23 protein-coding genes are annotated in these 22,264 nt (G+C 61.5%); 15 read left to right on the plus strand and 8 right to left on the minus strand.

Annotated elements, in window-relative coordinates; genetic code table 11:
- Window positions 1–7: 7 nt before the first annotated feature.
- From DH08_RS36865 to DH08_RS15660, 6 genes are all read right to left on the minus strand, one after another.
- Window positions 8–868, minus strand: coding sequence for a hypothetical protein (locus DH08_RS36865; RefSeq protein WP_282595039.1), 861 nt, complete (start codon window positions 866–868; stop codon window positions 8–10).
- Window positions 813–1,391 carry a hypothetical protein gene (locus DH08_RS36870; RefSeq protein ID WP_210328754.1) on the minus strand — a complete coding sequence of 193 codons (579 nt, stop codon included), beginning with the start codon at window positions 1,389–1,391 and terminating at the stop codon, window positions 813–815. Before DH08_RS36870 ends, DH08_RS36865 begins: the two co-directional genes overlap by 56 nt.
- A gap of 568 nt (window positions 1,392–1,959) precedes the next feature.
- Window positions 1,960–2,133: a hypothetical protein gene (locus tag DH08_RS15645; protein WP_192180151.1), complete on the minus strand. Its 174-nt coding sequence runs from the start codon at window positions 2,131–2,133 to the stop codon at window positions 1,960–1,962.
- 31 nt (window positions 2,134–2,164) lie between these two features.
- On the minus strand, window positions 2,165–3,280 hold the full coding sequence (locus tag DH08_RS15650) for a WD40 repeat domain-containing protein (protein WP_192180152.1): 1,116 nt from the start codon (window positions 3,278–3,280) through the stop codon (window positions 2,165–2,167).
- Window positions 3,281–3,293: 13 nt separating this feature from the next.
- Entirely contained in the window at window positions 3,294–3,611 is a 318-nt protein-coding gene (locus tag DH08_RS15655; RefSeq protein ID WP_192180153.1) for a hypothetical protein, read from the minus strand.
- Between the two features lie 12 nt (window positions 3,612–3,623).
- Window positions 3,624–4,100 (minus strand): hypothetical protein, encoded by a 477-nt coding sequence (locus tag DH08_RS15660; RefSeq protein ID WP_192180154.1) that lies wholly within the window; start codon window positions 4,098–4,100, stop codon window positions 3,624–3,626.
- A 564-nt stretch (window positions 4,101–4,664) separates the two neighbouring features.
- Here DH08_RS15660 and DH08_RS15665 point away from each other — a divergent pair.
- From DH08_RS15665 to DH08_RS15705, 9 genes are all read left to right on the plus strand, one after another.
- Window positions 4,665–6,338, plus strand: coding sequence for an aromatic/alkene/methane monooxygenase hydroxylase/oxygenase subunit alpha (locus DH08_RS15665; RefSeq protein WP_210328755.1), 1,674 nt, complete (start codon window positions 4,665–4,667; stop codon window positions 6,336–6,338).
- Window positions 6,339–6,391: 53 nt separating this feature from the next.
- A complete protein-coding gene (locus tag DH08_RS15670) occupies window positions 6,392–7,453 on the plus strand; it encodes an NADH:ubiquinone reductase (Na(+)-transporting) subunit F (RefSeq protein ID WP_192180155.1) in 1,062 nt (353 codons plus the stop codon).
- A gap of 50 nt (window positions 7,454–7,503) precedes the next feature.
- On the plus strand, window positions 7,504–8,562 hold the full coding sequence (locus tag DH08_RS15675) for an aromatic/alkene monooxygenase hydroxylase subunit beta (RefSeq protein WP_192180156.1): 1,059 nt from the start codon (window positions 7,504–7,506) through the stop codon (window positions 8,560–8,562).
- Window positions 8,563–8,579: 17 nt separating this feature from the next.
- Window positions 8,580–8,951: an MmoB/DmpM family protein gene (locus DH08_RS15680; protein WP_006206781.1), complete on the plus strand. Its 372-nt coding sequence runs from the start codon at window positions 8,580–8,582 to the stop codon at window positions 8,949–8,951.
- A gap of 73 nt (window positions 8,952–9,024) precedes the next feature.
- The gene (locus DH08_RS15685) at window positions 9,025–10,047 is read left to right on the plus strand and encodes an amidohydrolase family protein (protein ID WP_192180157.1); all 1,023 of its coding nucleotides are present in this window, start codon (window positions 9,025–9,027) and stop codon (window positions 10,045–10,047) included.
- A 5-nt stretch (window positions 10,048–10,052) separates the two neighbouring features.
- Complete coding sequence (locus tag DH08_RS15690; protein ID WP_192180158.1) at window positions 10,053–10,850, plus strand: iron-sulfur cluster assembly protein; 798 nt, start codon at window positions 10,053–10,055, stop codon at window positions 10,848–10,850.
- Window positions 10,851–10,926: 76 nt separating this feature from the next.
- Entirely contained in the window at window positions 10,927–12,558 is a 1,632-nt protein-coding gene (gene groEL, locus DH08_RS15695; protein ID WP_192180159.1) for a molecular chaperone GroEL, read from the plus strand.
- 38 nt (window positions 12,559–12,596) lie between these two features.
- Entirely contained in the window at window positions 12,597–13,640 is a 1,044-nt protein-coding gene (locus tag DH08_RS15700; RefSeq protein WP_192180160.1) for an NAD(P)-dependent alcohol dehydrogenase, read from the plus strand.
- Between the two features lie 75 nt (window positions 13,641–13,715).
- Complete coding sequence (locus DH08_RS15705) at window positions 13,716–14,405, plus strand: MIP family channel protein (protein ID WP_192180161.1); 690 nt, start codon at window positions 13,716–13,718, stop codon at window positions 14,403–14,405.
- 81 nt (window positions 14,406–14,486) lie between these two features.
- On the opposite strand, the gene DH08_RS15710 is transcribed toward DH08_RS15705, so the two are convergent.
- Window positions 14,487–16,574 carry a sigma-54-dependent Fis family transcriptional regulator gene (locus DH08_RS15710; protein ID WP_192180162.1) on the minus strand — a complete coding sequence of 696 codons (2,088 nt, stop codon included), beginning with the start codon at window positions 16,572–16,574 and terminating at the stop codon, window positions 14,487–14,489.
- A 102-nt stretch (window positions 16,575–16,676) separates the two neighbouring features.
- Window positions 16,677–17,150 carry a hypothetical protein gene (locus tag DH08_RS15715; protein WP_192180163.1) on the minus strand — a complete coding sequence of 158 codons (474 nt, stop codon included), beginning with the start codon at window positions 17,148–17,150 and terminating at the stop codon, window positions 16,677–16,679.
- A 417-nt stretch (window positions 17,151–17,567) separates the two neighbouring features.
- On the opposite strand from DH08_RS15715, the gene DH08_RS15720 reads away from it, so the two are divergent.
- The 6 genes from DH08_RS15720 to DH08_RS15745 are packed head-to-tail and all read left to right on the plus strand — an operon-like array spanning window position 17,568 to window position 22,235.
- A complete protein-coding gene (locus tag DH08_RS15720) occupies window positions 17,568–18,077 on the plus strand; it encodes a flavin reductase family protein (RefSeq protein ID WP_192180164.1) in 510 nt (169 codons plus the stop codon).
- Window positions 18,078–18,129: 52 nt separating this feature from the next.
- The gene (locus DH08_RS15725; protein WP_192180165.1) at window positions 18,130–19,221 is read left to right on the plus strand and encodes an LLM class flavin-dependent oxidoreductase; all 1,092 of its coding nucleotides are present in this window, start codon (window positions 18,130–18,132) and stop codon (window positions 19,219–19,221) included.
- 57 nt (window positions 19,222–19,278) lie between these two features.
- The gene (locus DH08_RS15730) at window positions 19,279–20,103 is read left to right on the plus strand and encodes an ABC transporter substrate-binding protein (protein ID WP_192180166.1); all 825 of its coding nucleotides are present in this window, start codon (window positions 19,279–19,281) and stop codon (window positions 20,101–20,103) included.
- 55 nt (window positions 20,104–20,158) lie between these two features.
- Complete coding sequence (locus tag DH08_RS15735) at window positions 20,159–20,821, plus strand: amino acid ABC transporter permease (RefSeq protein WP_192180167.1); 663 nt, start codon at window positions 20,159–20,161, stop codon at window positions 20,819–20,821.
- Between the two features lie 2 nt (window positions 20,822–20,823).
- Complete coding sequence (locus DH08_RS15740; protein WP_192180168.1) at window positions 20,824–21,480, plus strand: ABC transporter permease subunit; 657 nt, start codon at window positions 20,824–20,826, stop codon at window positions 21,478–21,480.
- Window positions 21,477–22,235: an amino acid ABC transporter ATP-binding protein gene (locus DH08_RS15745; protein ID WP_192180169.1), complete on the plus strand. Its 759-nt coding sequence runs from the start codon at window positions 21,477–21,479 to the stop codon at window positions 22,233–22,235. The genes DH08_RS15740 and DH08_RS15745 overlap by 4 nt, the downstream gene beginning before the upstream one ends.
- Window positions 22,236–22,264 lie beyond the last annotated feature (29 nt).

A 22,264-nucleotide genomic window follows, 5' to 3' on the forward strand; every position in this document is an offset into this window, starting at 1 on the left:
CAGCGCGTCAGTGCTTGCCGGTCTTGATGACCTTTTCGAAATAAGGTGCCGGCGCGACCTTCGCCCGGATCTCGCGGACCTGGTGCTTCTCCACTGTGTTGCGGCGCGACTCCGGCTCGCCCCACACAAGTGTGACTTCGGTTCCCGGCGGTCCATGTTCGAGGTCGACAAGCCCCAGCGAGATGAAGCGGTTGGCGTTTGCGGTGAAAGACGGCCAGGTCGAGATGCCCGCAACCTTGCCCTTCTTCATGACGGCATCGACCTGGAATGTGGCGTACATGGGCATCGGCATGTTGAGGAACTTGGCGGGGGTGCCGTTGGCGGGGAAGATGGAGTCCTGCATCACGGCGGCTGCATCCTCGTCGTTCCATTCAAGGGTCACCTTCGTGCGGCGCTGGTTGTTCGCCCTCTCCAGCAAGGCGTCGCGGCCGATGAAGTCGCGGCCGAAATCGATGACGTTCCTGTAGCCGAGCTCGATCGGATCGACATAGTAGTCCGTGATGTCGTCCGACACGAAACTGCCGCCGAGCGAAGCGACCGATTCCAGGAAGTAGTTGTTCAGCCACTCGCGGTAGGGCTTCATGTCGTCGCTGTGATAGATCGCCGGCAGCGGCATCGGCACCCAGCCGGACTCCTGTGCAGTGGTCGAGTAGGCGAGCGCGCCGATCCGGCGCAGCCCGTATTTCTCGCCGGTCTTCTCCAGCGCTTCGCGCACCGCCTGCTGGTCGTCCCAGGCTCCGTAGATCTCGAAGCCGGGTTCGCCGGCCATGCCGTGCCGCAGGGCGCGGACGGATTTGCCTGCAATCTGGAACTCACCGATGTTGAAGAATTTGATCTCCGGCAGGCCGCCGCCGGTCACCTCGCGCATCCAGCGCAAGGGCGTTCGGTCCCTGGATCTGGACGCGGAACACCTCGCGGGTGCCGGAGCGGATCGAGAAATTGTCGTCCTTTTTCGCCTCGACGTCGTAGTCGCTCTTCTGCGCGTTGTAGAGCACCCAGTCGCTTGCGAAGGGTGCGCCGACGATGCGGAAGAAGTCCTCGGCCTCCCGGAAGATGATGGCGTCGGCGATGTAGAATCCGTCGTGGCCTGCCAGTACGAGCTGTTTGGCGCGCAGGACCGGGAACGGGTCGAACTTGTTGACCGCGATCTCCGAGAGGAAGGGGATGACCTGCGACCCGCGCAGATGCAGTTCGGTCATGTGGTAGGACTGCTCGAGCAGCGCGCAGCCGTCCTTCCACGCACGCACTTCATCGCGCCAGTTCGTGAACTCCGGCGGAATGACTGGAAAGCGGTACGGCCCAAGGTTGGAGCCGCGGAGCAGGTTTACCGGTCCGCCCGCTGCTTCCAGGATGCTCTCGAGGCTCTGCAGTCCGTCATTCGTCGTTGCCATGTCGGTTCCTCCCAATAAGTATCAATGCAGAGACCGGATCCAGTGCGCCTCAAGGGCGGCTTTCAGAACAGATTCACCGCGCGAAGATACTAAGATACTATTAGGTATCCAAAAATCAATTGGAATGTCAATGCGCGATTCTCTCTGGCTGGGGGGCGTCTAAGAAGTCGCCGACAGAGCATAGCGGGTGGTTGGCAATACTTGGCCAAGGCGGCGCAGTGGGCGCCCCCAAGAGCACTTGCCCGGACGAAGTGGGGCTGCGCGAAGCCATCAAGAGCGTGGTCGGCGAGGGACGCGTCCGAGCTGCCTTTGCTGCCTAGATGCGAGTACGAGCGATGAGAGCTTCATCCTCGCAGTTCCGCGGTGGCCAGCGCCTGGCCGACCCTGTCGTTGCCGATGTCGGCGACCTCGCTCAGGCCGGTTTCGCCACCTGTGACGGCAGAGACCGCGGCGCCCCACTCACTTGCGCACCAGGGCGTAGTTGTCGGCCCCGCGCCGCGTGGCCGGTGGACGCTGACGCCACAGCGATCTTCGGGAATTTCCCACCGAAAGGGCCAGTCTCGTCGAGCTAGTTGGTCTTCAACTGGCCAACGCGGTTTTCGGCGATCCAGCGGGCGGCGAGCACCAGTGCGCCCATGCTGAAATCCTTGCCGTGCTTGGCCACCATCTCTTCCGACAGCTTGGCCAGCCGTTCGAAGAATTCGTCCTTGCTCTCATCCTCGGGGGTGGATTCGGTTTGCATTTTTTCCTCCTGTTGCATGCGCCCTGCTTTGCTATTTGAACATCTGCGAGGGAAAGGTGACGATCGCGGCGGTGCCGTCAACGGCGCCTACCGCCAGATGCTGCCCATCGCCGGACCAGGCAAGCGCGGTGACCGCGCTGCCCAGGGGCCTGACGAGGAGTTCGTCCCGCGCGCCGATCTGGGCGATGGTGATCCGGCCGTCGGCGTAGCCGGCCGCGATCAGTTTTTTCTCCGGGTGCGCCGCCACCGCCTCGACTAGGACCAGCCCGGCGCGGCCTGTCTCCAGCGCGCCCGAGGCTTCGCCGCCAACGGGCGGGGCGGCCATCGACCAGCCGGCGATCCGGAAGGCGCCCGAGGCGAACAATGCATTCACCGGCTGGCTCCAGCACACCGTGCGGACCGGTGAAGGAAATCCAGCGATGATGTCAGCCCGGCCATCGGCCAGGCTGACAAGGGCAAAACCGCCTGTTTCAAGCCCGCAGGCCAACCATGTGCCGTCGCTACTCCAATGGATCGACAGCGGTCGCGCTGGAAAAGAGATTTCGCGGATCAAGGCACCCTCGACTACCCGGATCGACAGTCCTTCACCAAGGCCGCAAGCGAGGCGCCGCCCACCTGGCGAGAAGGCAAGTGCGTCTGTCGAGGCACCGCGTCCCAGTTGCATGGCATCGCCCAGCGCGCGTGCGAGGAAGACATCATGCCCATTGCTGACGGCTGTCGTGTCCGATCTGGCGCTGTGGTCGAGGGCGACGATCGGTCCGTCGATTCTGACCGGGGATGCAGCGACTTTTCCGTCGGCGGTCAGATGCAGCACTTCGCCGCCGGCGGCGCCGACCAGAAAGCCGGAATGCGCATAGGCGGCGATCGGCACATCGCCATCTCCAAATGCGGTCGTGGCGATCAACGGCACTGGTGGTTTCTCCCTGGGCCGGATCGTCGTCTGGCCGAGATCGTTGCTCACCCTGATCCGCGACTCCGGCGGCTCGTGGTCCGCGACCGTGGCGATGGCGACGGTTCCGTCTATGGAGCTGAAAGCGACCGTCGAACCGTCCCCACTGAAGCGCAGATCGGCGATCGCCGACGGCCGCTGCCAGTTGCGGGCCAGAAGGTCGAACAAGGTCAGGTTCTGCATCGTCTGCTGGTTCACGCTGTTTCTCCCGTCAGTTTTCGTTCGCCGTTGCGGCAAGTCGGCGATCGACGTCCTCGATGTCGCCTTCGGCCGCGACGATGCGCTCCTCGCACGCCACGCATGCCTGCATGATCGCTGCCGCACTCTGCTCTGCCTCATGCAAATCCCGCACCAGTTGCGCGCCGGCGCCATTTCTGCCGATTTCCAGCCCCAGGCGCAGCACATCCATCTCGATACCGGAGCGTTTCTGGTTGAGCCGGAGCGCCTCGGCAGTGAGCGCCGAGACGTTGGCGACGAGTGCCAGGCGGCGGGCGAGCAGCGCGTCATGATTGCCGGTCTGTTTCCCCATCGGATCCTCCCGTCATTTTTCGCCCCCAGCCATCGGTCCGGGCGGTATTTCGAAAGCCGACAGCAATTTGGGCAGTGTGCCGGCTTGTGAATGGAACTGCTTTTCGGCCGCTTCGATGTGGCTCTTGAGTTGATCCCAGATGTCGACGCGGATCATCGATGTCGTATCGCCGGTGAGGCGCTCGATCTCGTCGACGCGGAACTGGCGCGTCAGCGAAACGCCGGAAAAAACGAAGTCGCGCAACAGGATCGCATGGTTCTCGATGAACAGATGGATCATCGGATGGGTTTCCGTGGTGACGCCACCGGCGGCAAGTTCGGCCCGGATGAAGTCCTGGAAATGGCTCTGCAGGCGATATTGGCTCTCGCCCATGAAGCGCATGACAAAGACCAGGTCGCGGTGCATCAGCCTGACAAGATCGCCAGTGACGCCATCAGCCTGGCTGGACATTGGCTCGGGCGACCCCCGGCTGTCTCTATCGCTCGGCATTGCCTCTCTCCAGCGCGGGGCCTGTCAATTGGCCGTCGCCTTCAAATAGTAGAGAAAGACGAAGAGTTGAATAGATGATATTCGTTTTCGTATTTGCTGCAGTTGCTAACTAAATATATCGCATTTGCGAATAGATGTTAAAATATTACAGGCGTACGTTACAACTGTAAAGGAACGTTACAGTTGGCGATCTTTTCAGATGCTGAAAGAGCGGCGATTTTGTTTTGATCCCCAGCCACGGGCGCCATTTTCAAATTGGCACGGCGCTTGCTTTGTACATTTCCATAAGAAGCCCATCGCGCTTTTGACGCGGTGCCAAAAGAACGAGGGAACGGAGGAAGCAGGTTACATCCGCTTCGATACGCCCATCGCAAATGCGGTTGGCGCCGAGGATCCCTGCCAGACGCCTCTAAAACCTTTGCCGCGATCCACTTGAATGGCCGGACCATGAGTCGCGCCTGAATGCGCAACCCTTTGTCGTGCCGTTCGCACTCTCACTTGCGGCGCCGTGCGCCGCTTCATGCCGGGGTCAAGGGACCTGCGGCTCAAACCTGGTGGAGGCTTATGACCATGACGTCTCTGACGCTCAACAAGATTACCTCGCAACGCGGAATCTCCGTCGGCGAGGCGACCAAGAAGATTGCCGATCTCGGCTGGAATCCTTCCTACGTCCAGGAAGCGATGACGTTTCCGACCGACTACAAGATCAACAAGACGCCGCGCGACCCGATGAAGCAGGTCCTGCGATCCTATTTCCCCATGCAGGAAGAGAAGGACAACCGTGTCTACGGTGCGCTGGATGCTGCATTGCGCGGCGACATGTTCCGCAACGTCGAGCCGCGCTGGGTCGAGTGGATGAAGCTCTTCCTGGCCATCATTCCTTTCCCGGAGATCTCCGCCGCCCGCTCGATGGCGATGGTCGCTCGTATCGCACCCGGCGAGGAACTCAGGACCGGCTTTACCATGCAGATGATCGACGAGTTTCGTCACTCGACGATCCAGATGAACCTGAAGAAATGGTACATGGAGAACTACATCGATCCGGCGGGCTTCGACATCACCGAGGAGGCCTTCGGAAAATGCTACGCCACGACCATCGGCCGGCAGTTCGCGGAAGGCTTCATCACCGGCGACACGATGACCGCCGCCTGCATGTACTTGACCGTGGTCGCCGAGACCGCCTTCACCAACACGCTGTTCGTCGCCATGCCTTCGGAGGCCGCCCGCAATGGTGACTATGCGCTGCCCACCGTCTTCCTGTCGGTGCAGTCCGACGAGAGCCGGCATATCGGCAATGGCCATTCGCTGCTGATGGCGGCCCTCAAGGAGCCGGAAAATCACCTCTTGCTCGAGCGCGACCTGCGTTACGCCTTCTGGCAGAACCACGCCATCGTCGATGCCGCCATCGGCACCTTCATCGAATACGGCACCACCAACCGCGACAAGAACAAGGAATCCTACGCGGAAATGTGGCACCGCTGGATCTACGAGGACTACTACCGCACCTACATGCTGCCGCTCGAGAAATACGGCATCAAGGTCCATCACGACGACGTCCAGGCGGCGTGGGAGCGCATCACCAAGAAGAACTACGTCCACAAGGTCGGTCAATTCTTCGCGGTCGGCTGGCCGGTCAATTTCTGGCGCATCGAAGCCCAGACCGACAAGGACTTCGAGTGGTTCGAGCACAAGTATCCGGGCTGGTACGCCGAGTTCGGCGAGTTCTGGAAATGGTACGCCAAGCTCAGCCACAAGGGCGAGAAGGTGCTGCTGTTCAACAGCGACGTCGGCTACGTCTATCCGCACCGCTGCTGGTCCTGCCTCGTTCCCTGCCTGATCCGTGAGGACATGGTGGTCGGCGAGATCGACGGCCAGCTCCATACCTTCGCCCACAAACTCGACAAGTGGACCGCAACGGTCGCCTTCGCCGACGAGTATCAGGGCCGTCCGACGCCCGCGATGGGCCGCTTCAGCGGCAAGCGTGAGTGGGAGACGCTCTATGACGGCTGGGATCTGGCCGATGCGATCAAGGACCTGAACTTCGTTCGCTCCGACGGCAAGACGCTCGTCCCGCAGCCGCATATGCGCTTCGACGACAAGGAGATGTGGACGCTGGACGACGTGCGCGGCAACAAGCTCGGGTCGCCGCTCAACGCGCTGCGTGCCATGTCGCCCGCGGATCGTGAGAAGCACCTGGCGGAATACCGGGCCGGCTTCACCATCAATCCCTGCAACTGATCAGGCCAAAAGGGGCGGGTTCGTCCCGCCCCTTCCTTTCACTGGAGGTCCGTATGTCGGAAACCCACACGGTCAGGCTCAGCCCGGTCGGCGTCGAATTCGACGTCGAGCATGGCGAAACGGTGCTCAACGCCGCGTTCCGCCAGGGCATCGCGCTGCCGCACGGTTGCAAGGAAGGGCAATGCTCCGCCTGCAAAAGCGTATTGCTCGAAGGCGAAGTCGACATGCTCAAATACTCGACCTTCGCACTGAACGACATGGAGAAGGAGAGCGGCCACGTCCTCTTGTGCCGCTGCATCGCCTACTCCGATCTGGAAGTCGAGCTTCTCAACTACGACGAGGAGATTTTGGCGAAAGCGATCGCCGTGAAGACGTTCAAGGGCCGGATTGCTCGGATCGAGCACCTGACCCACGACATTCGCGGCATCGAGATCGAACTCGGCTCGCCGATAAAGTTCTGGGCGGGGCAATATGTCGACATCACGGTTACCACGCAAAAAGGGGAGACGATTACGCGCTCGTTCTCCATGGCAAATACGCCGGACCAAACCCAAAAACTCTCCTTCATCATCAAAAAATACCCTGAGGGAAAATTCTCCGGAGAACTCGATTCCGGAGGCATCAAGGTCGGAGCAGAGGTCACCGTCGTCGGACCCTACGGAACCTGTTTCCGCCGGGACGAACGGCAAGGACCCCTGATCCTGGTCGGGGCCGGATCGGGCATGTCGCCGATCTGGTCGATCCTCAACGACCATCTGAAGTGCGGCGAGAAACGTCCGGTCTATTTCTTCTACGGCGCCCGTACCCGCAACGACCTGTTCTATCTCGACAGGATCGCCGAACTGGTCGGTAACCATTCCAACGTCACCTTCATTCCCGTGCTGTCGCACGCGACTGATGATGCCAAATGGCAAGGCGAGCGCGGTTTCGTGCATCAGTGTGTCGACGCCAAGCTCAAGCAACTGGCGGTCGACGGGCAGGGCGATGTCCATGCCTGTGGCCCGCCGCCGATGATCGATGCGCTTCAGCCGGTTCTGTTCATGAACGGGTTCGAGACAGAGCGGATCTTCTTCGACAAGTTCACCACATCGGCAGGTGCAACGCCGGCCCACTGAGAGGGCGGCCACGCAACTGTAACCACAACTGCAACAAGGGAGTGAAGACTATGCCAGCTACCTCGAGTTCAGTCGGATCCGGAGCCGCCGGCGCGGCGATCTTTGCCGACTCCGACAGCCGGAAGTACCGGTATTTCGACCCGAAGGGCCAGCGTGCCACCCATTACGAAGACATGACGGTCGACGTGCAGCCTGACCCGGAGCGTTACCTGATCCAGGACTGGATCATCTCCTTCGCCGACGGCAAGGGCGCCTATGTCAAGCAGAACACCGCCGCGCAGAGCTCCAACTGGCACGCCTTCCGCGCCCCCGATCAGGAATGGGAGCGCACGCATTACCAGCGCCAGTCGAAGATCGAGACGATGGTGCAGAGCGTCATCAACAATGCCCGCAAGTCCGGCGCACCGAAGACCTTCGACAAGGCCTGGGTCAAGATCCTGCAGACGCAGCTCGGCGCGTGGAAACATGCCGAATTCGGGCTCGGCACCTCGCTGATGCAGGCGCAGCGCTACGGCTACACCCAGATGATCAACAACGCGACGCTGACCAACTCCTCCTACAAGCTGCGGCTTGCGCAGGACATCACGCTCTACCTTGCCGAGATCGGCATGGATCTTCCCGGCTGGGACGACGAACTCGGCAAGAAGACCTGGCTCGAAGACAACAACTGGCAAGGCACGCGCGAAGCGATCGAAACCATCATGGGCGCGGCCGACTATCTCGAGCAGTATTTCGCCATCAACATCGTCTTCGAGCCGCTGGTCGGGGAAGCGTTCCGCTCAGGCTTCCTGATGCAGATCGCCGCCGCCAACCATGACTTCATCACGCCTGCAGTGATCTCGGCAGCCGAGGCCGACTACGAGCGCAACCTCGCCAACACGATCGACCTCATGCACTTGCTCGCCAACGACGAGAAACACGGCGCGGCGAACAAGAAGCTCTTCCAGGGCTGGGTCAAGAAACACGGCGCGCTCGCCGACAAGGCGGCCATCGGCCTGCAGCCGATCTGGTCGATGCCGCATTCCAAGCCGGTCGCGTTCGCGGACGTCCGCGCCAAATCCGAGGAACGGATTGGCCAGATCCTCGGCGAACTCGGCCTCAAGCGCTGACACAGGGAGAAAATGTCATGTCACTAGCAGCACGCGACGCTACGCATTCCAACATCTTCAAGGAGATGAAGGACATCACCTTCGAACAGACGATTTCGCATCAGTGCGGCGTCACCATGAATGACTCGGTCGAGGCCAGGGCCATCGCCGAATTCATGGGCCAGAAGCCGGGGGTGACCATCACCTACCAGCCGGCACTGATCCGTATCGACGGTGACGGCAAGCTGATCTTCAAGATGGATGCGATCGGCGAATATCTCGGCCGCGAGATTTCGGCCGAGACCTTCGAGGTCAACACCTCCACTCACTACGGCCGCATGGTTCGCGTCGACGACAACACCGTGATCCTGTTCGGCAACATGGACGAGATGTTCGAATACATCGAATAGCCGCCACAAAATCGGGCGCGCCGCCTGGTTGCGGCGCGCCGAACCGATCAACGCGCATCTTGCGGAGGGAAGAATGTTTAAGACACCGGAAGGCAAGGATATTTTCGTGGTCGACGGCCACACCCATTTCTGGGACGGCAGCCCGGAAAACCAGAAGAATATCCACGGCAAGCAATTCATCGATTGCTTCTACGCCTATCACACGGGGCTGAGCCCCAAGGATCAGCTCTGGGAGAAGAGCAAGTTCGAGAAATACAGCGCCGACGATCTCTATCGCGATCTGTTCATCGACGGCCCCGACGACGTGGCGATCGTCCAGTCCACCTACCTGAAGGATTTCTACAACAACGGCTTCAACACGATCGAGCGCAACGCCGAGGTGGCCAAGCGCTATCCGGAGCGTTTCATCGTCAACGGCGCCTTCGATCCGCGCGACGGTGAGAAGGCGCTCGAGTACATCCACTTCCTCAAGGAGACCTACGACGTCAAGGGCGTGAAGATGTACACGGCCGAATGGAACGGCGCCTCCAAGGGCTGGAAGCTCACCGATCCCGATGCCTACAGATGTTTCGAACTCTGCGACAAGCTCGGCATCAAGAACATCCACGTCCACAAGGGTCCGACGATCATCCCGCTCAGCAAGGACGCGTTCGACGTGCATGATGTCGACTACGCGGCGACTGATTTCCAAGGTCTCAACTGGATCATCGAGCATTGCGGCCTGCCGCGTCTCGACGATTTCTGCTGGATCGCGACGCAGGAAACCAATGTCTATGGCGGGCTGGCGGTGGCGCTGCCCTTCATCCACGCGCGCCCGCGCTATTTCGGCGAGGTCATCGCCGAGCTGCTGTTCTGGCTCGGGCCGGAGAAGCTCCTGTTCGGTTCCGACTACGCGATCTGGACGCCGCGCTGGCTGGTCGAAAAATTCTGGGCCTACCAGATCCCCGAGGACATCGCCGCGGAACGCGGTGTGCAACTGACCGACGAGATCAAGGAGAAGATCCTCGGCCTCAATGCCGCGCGCCTCTACAACATCGACATCGAAGCCAAGAAGAAGGCGCTCGCCGGCTCGCCCTTCAGCATCGCGGCGGAGTAGGGGCCATGGCAACCGCCAGCGTTTCCGGCGACCGCGAGAACGAACTCTGGCGGTGCCTTGGAGAGGTCAACGACCCGGAGCTCGACGAACCGATTACCGAGATGGGCTTCGTCGAGCGGGCCGCGATGACGAGCGATGGCAGCGTGGAGATAGACTTCCGCCTGCCGACCTACTGGTGCTCGCCCAACTTCGCTTTCCTGATGCTGGACGGCGTCCGCAAGGCGCTCAACCAGCTCTCGTGGGCACCTGCCTATCGCGTCAAGCTGCACGACCACATGTTCGCGGAAGAGGTCAACCGCGGCATGGAAGCCGGCAAGACATTCGGCGATATTTTCGCCGAGCTTGCTGAGGATCAGGATCTCGGCGCTTTGCGCGAAACCTTCAGGATGAAGGCATTCAAGCGACGCCAGGAGGCAGTCCTGCGCGGGCTGCGGCAGCACGGTCTGACGGATCGGGAAATCCTCGGCATGGACCTGCCGGCATACGACGTCGCGCGGTTCGAGCCGGGCGAAGCGACCAAACAGAAGCCGAGATACAGGGCAGCCCTGCTTGAGCGCTTTCCCGACCGCCGGGCGGATGATCCTGTCTTCGTGACATGGGAAGGGCAACGCATACCGCCAGGCGCACTCGGTGCCCATCTCGCCGAACTGCGCGCTGTGCGCGTCAACATGGAGTTCAACGGCGCGCTGTGCCGTGGGCTCAAGCAGACCAGATACAAGGAACTGGATGTGGTCGACGGCGAACCCACGCTGGTCGATTTCATTCTGGACCGCGTGCCGGCACGAGCCGCGCCGACCGCCTGAAGCAGAGCTGAAACAACGGCCTCCCTTGCACGAGGCCCCGAACCAACAACCCGCCCGTAAGGCGGAAGGAGGAATCATGCCCAAAATAATGCTTCACAATTCCGAAGCCCGCCGTGCTCTCGCCCGTGGAGTCTTTCGGCTGGCCGCTGCCGTCGAGCCGACACTCGGCCCCAAAGGCATGAACGCCATGATCGACCGGCCGATCGGCACGCCGATGGTGACCCGCGACGGCGTTAGCATCGCCTCCGAGATCGAGCTGCACGATCGTTTCGAAAACATGGGCGCGCAAGTGGTCCGCGAGGTGTCGATGCAGACCAACGAGGTCGCCGGCGACGGTACCACGACCGCCATCGTGCTCGCCAACGCGCTCATCCAGGGCGGTGTGGAGGCGAATGAACGTGGCGTGAAATCCGTCGATCTGTGCAAGGGCATCGACCTTGCCGTGGCGGCGGTGGTGGCGGCGCTCAAGGCTTCTGCCAAGCCGGCAAAAGGCAATGGCATCCTGGCTTCGGTCGCCAATATCGCCGCGACCGACACCAAGCTTGGCACGCTGGTGGCGGAAGCCCATCAGCGCGTCGGCGCGGAAGGCGTCATCACCACCGACTTCAGCGTAACCACCGAGACCACGCTCGACGTCGTCGAGGGCATGTCCTTCGAACGCGGCTACCTCTCGCATCACATGGTGACCGATCAGGAGAAGATGGAGGCGGTTCTCGAGCGGCCCTACATCCTGATGACCGATCTCAAGATCAAGGAGCCCGAGCAGCTCGATGCGGCTCGCCGCATAGCCGACGAGGCCGGGCGGCCGCTGCTGATCGTGTCCGAGGAAATGTCGCCGGAAGTTGTGGTGACGCTGCTCGGCAAGCAGGGACCTGGAAAATACCTCGTCGTCCATCCGCCGGAATATGGCCATTGGCGCAAGGCGATGATGGAGGACCTGGCGATCATCACCGGCGGCAAGGTGATTGCGCGCGACCTCGGCGGCCGGCTGGAGGACATCTCCGCCGACGATCTCGGAACGGCTGACCGGGTGAAGACCAGTTCATCCTACACCTCGATCATCCGCGGTGGTGGCGACCATGCGGCCATCGCATCGCGCCGCGCCCAGGTGCAGCGGCAGTATGAAGCTTCGCCACCGAACATCGACCAGGACAAGCTGCGCGAACGCCTTGCCAAGCTCTCTGGCGGCACCGCGATCCTTTATGCCGGCGGTGTCACACCGGTCGAGCAGAAGCGGACCATTCAGCTGATCGAGGATTCGCTGAATGCGGTACGCGCCGCATCCGAAGAGGGCGTGGTCGCCGGCGGCGGCTCGGCGCTTGCCCAGATCGCGCCGCTGCTCGACAAGGTTGCGGCCGGTGTCGGCGGCGAAATCGCCGAAGGCGTGCGCCTGGTGCGGTCGGTGCTGTCGCGGCCGCTCTGGCGCATCGCCGCCAATGCCGGCGCCGATCCCGAAGCAGTCGTGGCGGAAGTCACGCGCATCAACGGCGGCTACGGCTACAACGCCTCTGTCGGCAGCTACCAGAACATGTTCGAGGCAGGGATCATCGATCCGGTCCGCGTCACCTACACAGCGCTCGCCAACGCAGCTTCGGTGGCGACGCTGATCCTGACCACCGAAACGTTGATCGGTCATCTCGCCGAGGACGAGGACCCGACGGCTGGACCGGCTCGCGGCGGCGGCTCTGAAAAGCTCGGCCGCGCCTGAAGCAATCCGAACAATCTCGACGTTGAAAGGATACGACGATGAAAGCTGCCAGACTGTACGAATACGATCCGAAGATGAACGTCCAACTGAGGATCGAGGAGGTCAAGGCGCCGACGATCACCGCGCCCGACGAGGTGATCGTGCGGGTTGGTGCCGCCGGTCTCTGCCGCACCGACCTGCACATCATCGAAGGCGTGTGGAAGCCGACGATGGACCCCGAAGGTACGCTCCTGCCTTACATCATGGGCCACGAGAATGCCGGCTGGGTCGAGGAGGTCGGCAGCGGCGTCAGGTCGGTCAAGCGCGGCGACGCCGTGATCTGCCATCCGTTCCGCTCGTGCGGCATCTGCCTCAACTGCCGGCACGGCGAGGACATGTACTGCGACAACGGCCAATTCCCCGGCCTTGGTATGAATGGCGGTTTCGCCGAGTATTTCATCACCAGCGAACGCTCGCTGATCAAGCTGAACGCCAACATCACGCCGATCGAGGTGGCGCCTCTGGCCGATGCCGGAATCACTGCCTACCGCGCTGCAAAGCGTGCCGCCAAACTGCTACGGCCAGGCAGCTACTGTGTGCTGCTCGGCATAGGCGGGCTCGGCCATATCGCACTGCAGTCGCTGCATGCGATCTCGGGCTGCCGCATCATTGCCGTCGATCGCGAGCCGGCGGCGCGGGTGCTGGCCAAGGATCTTGGCGCCGACTTCGTCCTCGATGGCGGGCCGAATGTCGTCGAGGAGGTCAGCCAGATCACCGGCGGCGGCGCCCATGTCGTCATCGACTTCGTCGGCGAGCTCGGCGTCGAGAACATCTGTTGGAAGATGGTGCGCAAGGGCGGGCAACTTTTCGTCGTCGGTTATGGCGGCAACATCAACGTCCCGACCGCGCACCTCGTCATCGAGGAGATCAACATCGGCGGCAGCCTGGTCGGCAATTTCACCGAGCTTGTCGAACTGATGGAGCTCAACGCCGATGGCAAGGTGAAGATGCACTACACCGAATACAATCTCGCCAGCATCAACACCGCGCTCGACGATTTCAAGAACCGGCGGTTCACCGGCCGCGGCGTCATCGTTCCCTGAAACTTCCGGACACGGACCCGTGCTGAACGGGCGCGGCGTCTCGGGCCTCGTCATCATCTGCAAGGACAGGAAAAAATGAACAAATACGTCTGTGAATTCATCGGTACCTTCGCGCTGGTTTTCTTCGGCTGCGCGACGGTTCTGTTCATGCGCTCCGAAGTCGGCCTGCTCGGCGTCGCCATAGCCTTCGGTCTGTCGGTGGTGGCGATGGCCTATTCGATCGGACCGATTTCAGGCGCGCATCTCAATCCGGCGGTGAGCCTCGGCTTCTTCGTCTCAGGCCGCATGAGGTCCAACGACCTCATCGGCTACGTGGTCGCGCAATGCTTGGGGGCGATTGTCGCTTCCGCGGTGCTCTACGTGATCGTGCAAGGCAAGGGCGGCGGCTACGACGTGGCGGCGAATGGTTTTGCCCAGAATGGCTGGTCGGCCTATTCAGCGGCCTCTGCATTCCTGTTCGAGGCAGTCGCCACGTTCCTGTTTCTGCTCGTTATCCTTCGCGCAACTGCCGAAGGCGGCGCCGGGGCCCTGGCCGGGCTAGCGATCGGGCTGACACTGGTCATGATCCACCTTGCCGGGATCGCCGTGTCGGGGGCGTCGGTCAATCCGGCGCGCTCGCTCGGCCCGGCGCTCTTTGCCGGCGGAGCGGCGCTCTCGCAACTCTGGCTTTATGTCGTCGCGCCGTGCCTTGGCGCGGCTGTTGCCGGGCTGGCGCTGCGCACGGGTATTATCGCCGCGGGCGAAGCCGAGCCGCAGGCTGCCTGATCGGCTGTTGCCGTCATCCTGATTTTCTGGCTGGAATTCCCCCAACCCATGGCGCAAATGCCATGGGTTCTTTTCGCTGTATCAAACGAAGCCGCGGCGGATGCCGTATTGGTCGAGCTTGCGATAGAGCGTCGGCCGCGAAATACCGAGCCGCCGGGCGACCCGGCTGAGATTGCCGCCTTCGGCTGCCAGGGCGTTTTTCATCGCCTGGCGTTCCGCCTCGACGAGCGTGCCTTCGGACGCTTCCGGCGAGGCGGCAGTACCGCCGCCCGAGGTGATGCTTTGCTCAGAGTCGGACGATGTGATTTCCTCGGGGAGATCGTGAAGCCCGATATCGCGGCCGCGCGCCAGGATATGCAGCCGCCCGATGAGATTCTTCAATTCGCGTACATTGCCAGGCCAGCGATAGGCGAGCAGGGCATCGAGCGCTTCGTGCGAGAATTCCAGGGGAGCCTCACCTGAGGCAGTGGCGATCTGCCGGTTGAAATGCTCGGTGAGCAGGAGGATGTCCTCGCCGCGTTCGCGGAGCGGCGGGACAACAATCGAGACCGCGCCGATCCGATAGTAAAGGTCGCGGCGGAAGCGGCCCGCGGCAACTTCCTGTTTGAGGTCGCGATTGGTCGAGGCGACCAGTCGGATGTCCACGGGCCGACCCCGGCTGTCACCGATGCGGTGGACCACGCGCTCCTCCAGGACACGCAGCAGGAACGGCTGGATCTCGAGCGGCATTTCGCCGATCTCGTCGAGGCTGAGAACGCCACCATTGGCAAGCTCGAAAACGCCCGGCTTGCCGTCGCGTGAAGCGCCGGTGAAGGCGCCGGCGACATGGCCAAACAGCTCGCTGCCAAACAGATCCTTGGTGATGGCGCCGCAATTCATCGCGATGAACGGAGCATTCGGCGTGCTCCGGCTGCCGGCATGGATCAGCCGAGCAAACAACTCTTTGCCGACGCCCGTTTCGCCCTCGACTAGCAGCGATGCGACACTATTCGAGCGGGCGACGCGACAAGCGACGTCGACGGCGGCCTGCAACGCTTCGCTCTCGCCGACGATCATGGCGACAGCTTCTTGAAGATGTTTGTTCACCTCCCGGTGGACCACTGTCACGCTGGAAACGGTCGACACGGGTGGGAACACCAGCGCCGCGCCGCGGAGGTCGCCGTCGAGCTTGAGCGGCGTGATATGGCAGGACCGCAAATGGGCCGGTAGCGCCCTGGCAAGGTCGGCGTCGGAGCCGGACGACGGAAGGTTCATCAGCCAGCGGCCACGTCCCGGTTCCATCGGGCCGTCCATCATTTCGGCTTTCTCGCCGTCAGGCACGTTGTTGCAGAAGATCGCGCGGCCGCGATGGTCGACGATCACCAACCCGTCTTTTCGGCGGTAGCTGGGAGCCGAGGAAATGAAGGCTTCGAGCAGGCGCGTGCGCTGCTCCTGCTGTTGTTCGGCCAGCGCCTTTTCGATCTGCCGGGCCGTGGCGGCGACGAGCGCGGTGTTGTGCGGCCGGAAGATCGGCGAATAGCCCGACAGGTCGACGACGCCGATGATCTTGCCGTCCAGCGGATCGCGGATCGGTGCACCGGCGCAAGTCCAGGATTTGATGCCAGCGCAGAAATGCTCGGCCGCGTGGACGAAAGTCGGTTCCCCGGTCCACAGCGCCGTTCCGATGCCGTTGGTTCCGACGGCATCCTCGTTCCATTTGCCGCCGATGGCGAGGTGGATATCCATGCCGTCATGCAGCGTCTTCTTGTCGCCGATGGCGTCGATCAGCACGCCGTCGCTGTCGGCCAGAACCAGCATCGCGCCTGTCCCGTCCAGCAACTGGCCGAGGGAGGCGAACGATCGCCGCGCCGCCGAAAGCAGTTCTGCATTGGCCCGGGTCAGATATTCGATCTCGTCGCGATCACTGCTGAGCGGCGCTTCGATGCCTTGCGCGTTGATGCCGCCGGTGGCGCTGCGGTACCAGGAATCGTGAATGAGGGAGCGGACGTGGCTTGGGTGGACTGGATCGCGGGCACATTTGGGGTCGTCGGCCAGAAAACTTTCCCAGGCGCGCATGGTGGCACGCTCGTCATAGTCGATGTTGCCCAGAACCATTTGGCCGGCGGCTAGCGACGCACGCGCGGGAAGAGCATCGATCTTCGTCAGATTGGGGCCTAACTCGCGTTTCATTCAGTCATCACAGACCTTTTGAGGCATGCCATTTCTGTTTGCAGTCGTGTCGTATGCTGCCGCGGACTGGATGTGCAGGAGTTCGCCCAGGCGTCTGCACGGTCAGTCTATGCCGAGTTTCGCGCCGATGTCGGCGGCAAGCTGTTCTTCGGTATAGGTGGCGGCGAGTCGGGATCCGTCCAGCTCGGCGAGCGCTTCGGCGACGGTTTCGTCGACCGGCGAGAAGAAGCCATTCTGCTTCGTCGCCAGAACAAAAATCTGGTCCCCGTCCCGGTTTCGGATATCGCCGATGTGATGAAGTTGGCGGCCTGTGTTCCGATCCTTCGAGATCACGCGGCCGTTGATGGTGACCTGGATGGACGGCTTGGCTTCGGCCACAGAGGCAAGACTGCCGCCAACGTGGATGATCAGACCTTCCGCCTTCGGTTGCTGGCGTGGCTTCCTGGATGCCGAATAGCCGCCACCGCTGATCTGGTCGGCAAGGCGAACGATGGTCGAGCGGTTTTGCTCGATCAGTCTTTTGACTTGTACGTCCTCGCGCCGCTGGCCATCCCGCTTGGAGATAATCTCAACCATGAATCCTCCCAGATTCGCTCGGCGTTGCCGTTAGTACGGCTTATTTCTTCCTTGCGGTGAACCCTACACCGCCTCGTTCAAGTACGCCATTCATATCACATACCGCCGAAATTCGAGTCGCTGGTAGCAGGCGGCTGCTACACGGGAATTCCGGTAATCGGACGTTTTTGTGTAAATGCTAGCGGGTCGGGCTGGCTTGTTCGTGAATTCCGAGGTTTCGCTGACCTGCAGCGTCTCGGACAGGAGCCGCGCTTCTGGGTGATGATAGGACCTAGGTTTTGCTGACCAACTCCGCAAGTCGCGGAACTATACGGAACCAATGGGGAGGGCAATTTCGTATCAATCAAATTATCCAAAAAGCACGTTGACGGATTGTAGATAATCTGCAACTTTAGGGTCGGGAACAAGGAAGCAAAAATGCTCTCGCAAGATCTGAGCACTGAGCATTTCCGTCAGTCGATGCGGCGCGTGGCATCGACGGTCAGCGTGATCACATGCAGGCATGAAGGCTACCGATATGGCATCACCGTCACGTCGGTCACGCCGCTCAGCTTCGCTCCGATGTCGATCCTTGCCTGCGTCAACCGCAATTCGTCGATCAGCGTGCCCCTCAAGGAAGAGGGGCAGTACTGCATCAATGTGCTTCGAGCCTCGCAGGCCGACATATCCAACTCCTTCAGCGGCGGACGGCCAGCCGAGAGGCGTTTCGACATCGGCGAGTGGACCGAAAGGGACGGCATACCGTACCTGGCAAGTGCCCAGGCGAACCTGTTCTGCGAAATGGATCAGGCGATCTCCTATGCCACGCACGACATCATCATCGGACGGGTCGCGGGGGTGGCATTTGCCTCCGATGTCGACCCGCTGATCTACCAGAACGGCGCCTACGCGCTGACTTCACCCATGGTCCTGCAGAAGGCTGGATAGGACTGTTTGCCAACGTCGACAGCCGTCGCCGCGGGATCTTAGGAGCAAATGAATGCAGCTTGGTCTTTTTAACCTGATGACACTTCGCGATCATCCTGACGGCGCACAGGGCGTGATGCGCGACACGCGCAAGATGGTGGAGACCGCCGATGAGCTTGGCTTCGACGTTGCCTGGTTCGCCGAGCATCACTTCGCCAACTATTCGAGCTCTCCGTCGCCGCTGATGATGTGCTCCTACGCGGCCGGCTGGACCAAGAGGATCAAGCTAGGCCCGGGCGTTATCGTGCTGCCGCTCTACAACCCGCTTCGTGTCGCCCAGGAGATCGCGGTCGCCGATACGCAGACCGAGGGCCGCCTCATCATCGGCATGGGTACCGGCTATCAGCGCTATGAGTTCGATCGCTACAACGTCGTGCTGGACGATCGGGTCGACGTTTTCCTTGAGTATTGGGACGTCATCGAAAAGGCGCTCGTCGATGGCGAGGTCGAGTACAAGGGAAAGCACATCTCGCTCCCCAAGACCCACTTTGCGATCAGCACGCAGCAGAAGCCCCTGCCGCCGATCTTTGTCACCTCCTCCCACCCCAAGCTCCTCGAGCGCTTCAAGAAATGGAAGGCGGTCCCGTTCCTCGCAGCCAGCACGCTCGGGTCGCCTGTGCTCTACAAGATGGTCGACGGTCTCAACGACGCCTGGACGACCATTGGCGAGCAGCCTTCGACCAAGCCCTTGGCGATCATGCAGTACCTGGCCATAACCGACAGCCGCAGCGAGGCCTTGGCCGTGGCGGAGCGTGCCCGGTACGTGGGGCGTATGGCGCATTATCTGCGCCAGGCCTCACCGCCGCTGGATGACAACAGCTACATCAGTAATCAGGCGTTCGAAGGCGAGTACACGCTCGACCAGTATGCGGACAACATGGTCGTGGGCGATCCGCACACGGTGGCCGAGAAGATGGTCGCCGACATCAAGCGCCTCAATCCGAGCAACTACACCTGCAACTTCTCCTTCGGCTGCATGCCAATCGAGTTGGCGCATCGCTCAATCGTTCGATTCAAGAACGAAGTCGTGCCGCTGATCGAAAAGGAAGTGGGACCAATCGAAGCTCTCGGCGTGACACCCGGGCTGGCGAGAAAGGCGAGTTGAGCGGCCTCACAAATGCTCAGCCAACAACTTGGTCTGTAACAAGAAAAGGGGAATGAAATGAAAACGATTGTAAAGGCTCTGCTGGCGACAGTGGTCGCCACCTTGACGCTCGCTGGTCAGGCGCATGCCGAGTCGGCCCTCGACACGATCATCCAGAAAAAGCAGCTGCGCTGCGGGATCATGCTGGACAGCCCGCCCGCCGGATTTCGCGACCAGAACAACGAGCCAGACGGCTACGACGTCACCTACTGCAAGGACATGGCGAAGGCGCTCGGCGCAGAGCCGGTGGTTGTCGAGACGCCATCGCCGGATCGTATCCCGTCCTTGGTTTCGAACCGCATCGACGTGTTGATCGCATCCACCACGCCGACCCCGGCGCGGGCCATGACGGTGGCCTTCACCCAGCCGTACACCAACAACACTATGACCGTGGTGACGCGCAAGGAGACCGGGATCAGCCAGTATTCCGACCTGAAGTCCAAGAAGCTCGGCGGCGTCGTGGGCACCACGCCCGAGCAGCTCTTCAAGGACGAGCTCGCAAAGGGCTGGCAAGGTTCCGGGGCGACCTACACCGGCTATGCCAGCGATGCAGAATCCTATCTTGCCCTGCAGCAAGGCAAGGTGGATGCTATCCTGATCGCCGCAGGCGTCTTCCACGCGCTTTCGCAAAGTGGTCAGTTTCCGGAATTCGTCGCGGCGGGAACGGCGCCTCTTGCCGATTTCGGCTCGATCGCGGTTCGCCGTGACGACCAGCAATTCCTCAACTGGGCGCGGATGTTCGTCTTCCAGCAGGAGGTAAGCGGGCGCCGGGCAGAGGTCTACAAGAAGTATTACGGAGATGGTCCGTTGCCGCCGCTGACAGCCAACGGCATTAACTTCTAGCCATAGGGCTCATGCCGGCAGGAAAGCCTGCCGGCACGGGCTCGGGATGATTGGCATGAACGGCTATCAGTTCTACTGGTCCATCGTCTGGGATTCACTGCCCCTGCTGCTGGCCGGAGCCTGGGTAACGATCCAGATCACCATTCTCGCCTTCATTATCGGCACGCTGATTGCGATGCCCATGGCCGTCGCGCGCCAGCAGGGCGAGGGATGGGCCTACCGCTTTTCGACCTTGTGGGTGGAGCTGTCGCGCAACACGCCTGCCGTCTTTCAGCTCTATCTGTTTTATTTCGGGCTGGGCGCCTTCCACATCAACATCCCCAGCTACGCCGCCGTCCTCATCTCCGTTTCCTTCAACAATGCCGGATACATGACGGAAATTTTCAGGGGCGGCTTGGCCGCCATACCGCGACAGCAGCTGTCGGCGTCGCGCTCACTCGGCATGACCAGCCCGCAGAGCTTCATCCATGTGATCTTTCCGCAGATGTTCAAGGTGATCTTCCTTGCCTATGTCACACAAGGCATCTGGGGAATGCTGAACACCTCGCTTGGTATGCTGGTGGGACTGCAGGAACTCTCGGGCGCCACGCAGTACGCGCAGTCGGCATCGTTCCGGACGTTCGAGTTTTTCCTGGTCACGGCGCTGATCTATTACCTCATCGCCAAAGGGCTGCAGTTCTCGTCCCAGCTGGCCTTCCGGCTCATGTACAGGAGCTAGGCGTGCAGTTTTCGTTCGCAAACCAAGGCCTCGCCTGGTCGGATGCTTATTTCCTGGCTGAGGGGCTGCTCAACACCGTCAGGCTTGCCGCCGCGGCAACCCTAATCGGGACCCTTGGCGGGATCGTGCTTGGCTGGTTGCGCACCGTGTCCGTGACCGTGAGGGTCGCCACGGCCCCCTTCATCGACATCCTGCGCAGCGTGCCGATGATCATCCAGCTGATACTCGCCAACAGCCTTCTGTCGATCCTGGGCTTCGGCTCGTCACCCTTTTGGTTCGGTACCGTCGCGCTTAGTGCCTGGATGTCGGCAGTAACTGCCGAGGTGGTCCGGGCGGGCCTCCTCTCGGTCCCGGTTCAATACCGCAAGAGCGCTCGCTCGCTCGGCATGAACGGCTACCAGGAGCTTTTGCATATATCCATGCCGCTGGCATTCAGGACGGCACTGGCTCCGTGGATCGGGCTCGTCCTCAGCCTGATCAAGGACAGCGCTCTGGCGGGCGTGGTGGGCTACGTCGAATATATGCGTTCCACCCAAATACTCATTACCAGGACACATGAGACCTGGCTGCTGCTGATGGGTGCGGGGCTTTTCTATTTCCTTATCTGCTATCCGGTTTCCCGGTACAGCCGGCACCTCGAAAGAAAGGTCCGCGTATGATCCGCATCAGCAAAGTCCAGAAGGCCTTCGGATCGGTGGTCGTGCTCAAGGGCATCGACCTCACGATCGAAAAGGGCGAACTCGTCTGCCTCATAGGCGCGAGCGGGTCGGGAAAATCAACGCTCCTGCAATGCATCAACGGGCTCGAACCGATCCAGGGCGGCGAGATCCTCGTAGACGGCATCAGCGTCCACGATCCGAAGACGGATATCAACAAGCTGCGCCGCAAGCTGGGCATCGTGTTCCAGCAATACAACGCCTTCCCGCACCTCACGGCGCTGGAAAATGTCGCGCTGGCACCCCGGGTGGTCGCAAAGCGCAGCCGCGCGGTGGCGCGCGCACTTGCGCAGAAGCACCTCGAGCATGTGGGGCTCGGCGACAAGGGCGACAGCTTGCCATCTCAGCTCTCAGGCGGCCAGCAACAACGTCTCGCCATCGCCCGAGCGCTTGCGATGGAGCCGAGCTACATGCTCTTCGACGAGGTCACCTCCGCGCTCGATCCCGAACTTGTCGGCGAAGTGCTTGAGACCATGCGCCTCCTGAGGAGCGAAGGCATGACGATGGTGGTTGTCACACACGATATCAATTTCGCTCGGGAATCGGCGGACCGCGTGGCCTTTCTCTGCCAGGGCGAGGTCTGCGAAATCGGCACGGCCAAAGAGGTGATCGACAATCCCCGCAATGAACAGACACAGAAGTTCCTGCGACGCGAGAATCGCAAACCCCTTGAAATCGTCAGAAGCTCAGTCGCCTAGCGAATTTCATTCAATGCACCATCGAAGGC

Source organism: Mesorhizobium amorphae, assembly GCF_014843845.1.
GTDB classification, from domain to species: domain Bacteria; phylum Pseudomonadota; class Alphaproteobacteria; order Rhizobiales; family Rhizobiaceae; genus Mesorhizobium; species Mesorhizobium amorphae_A.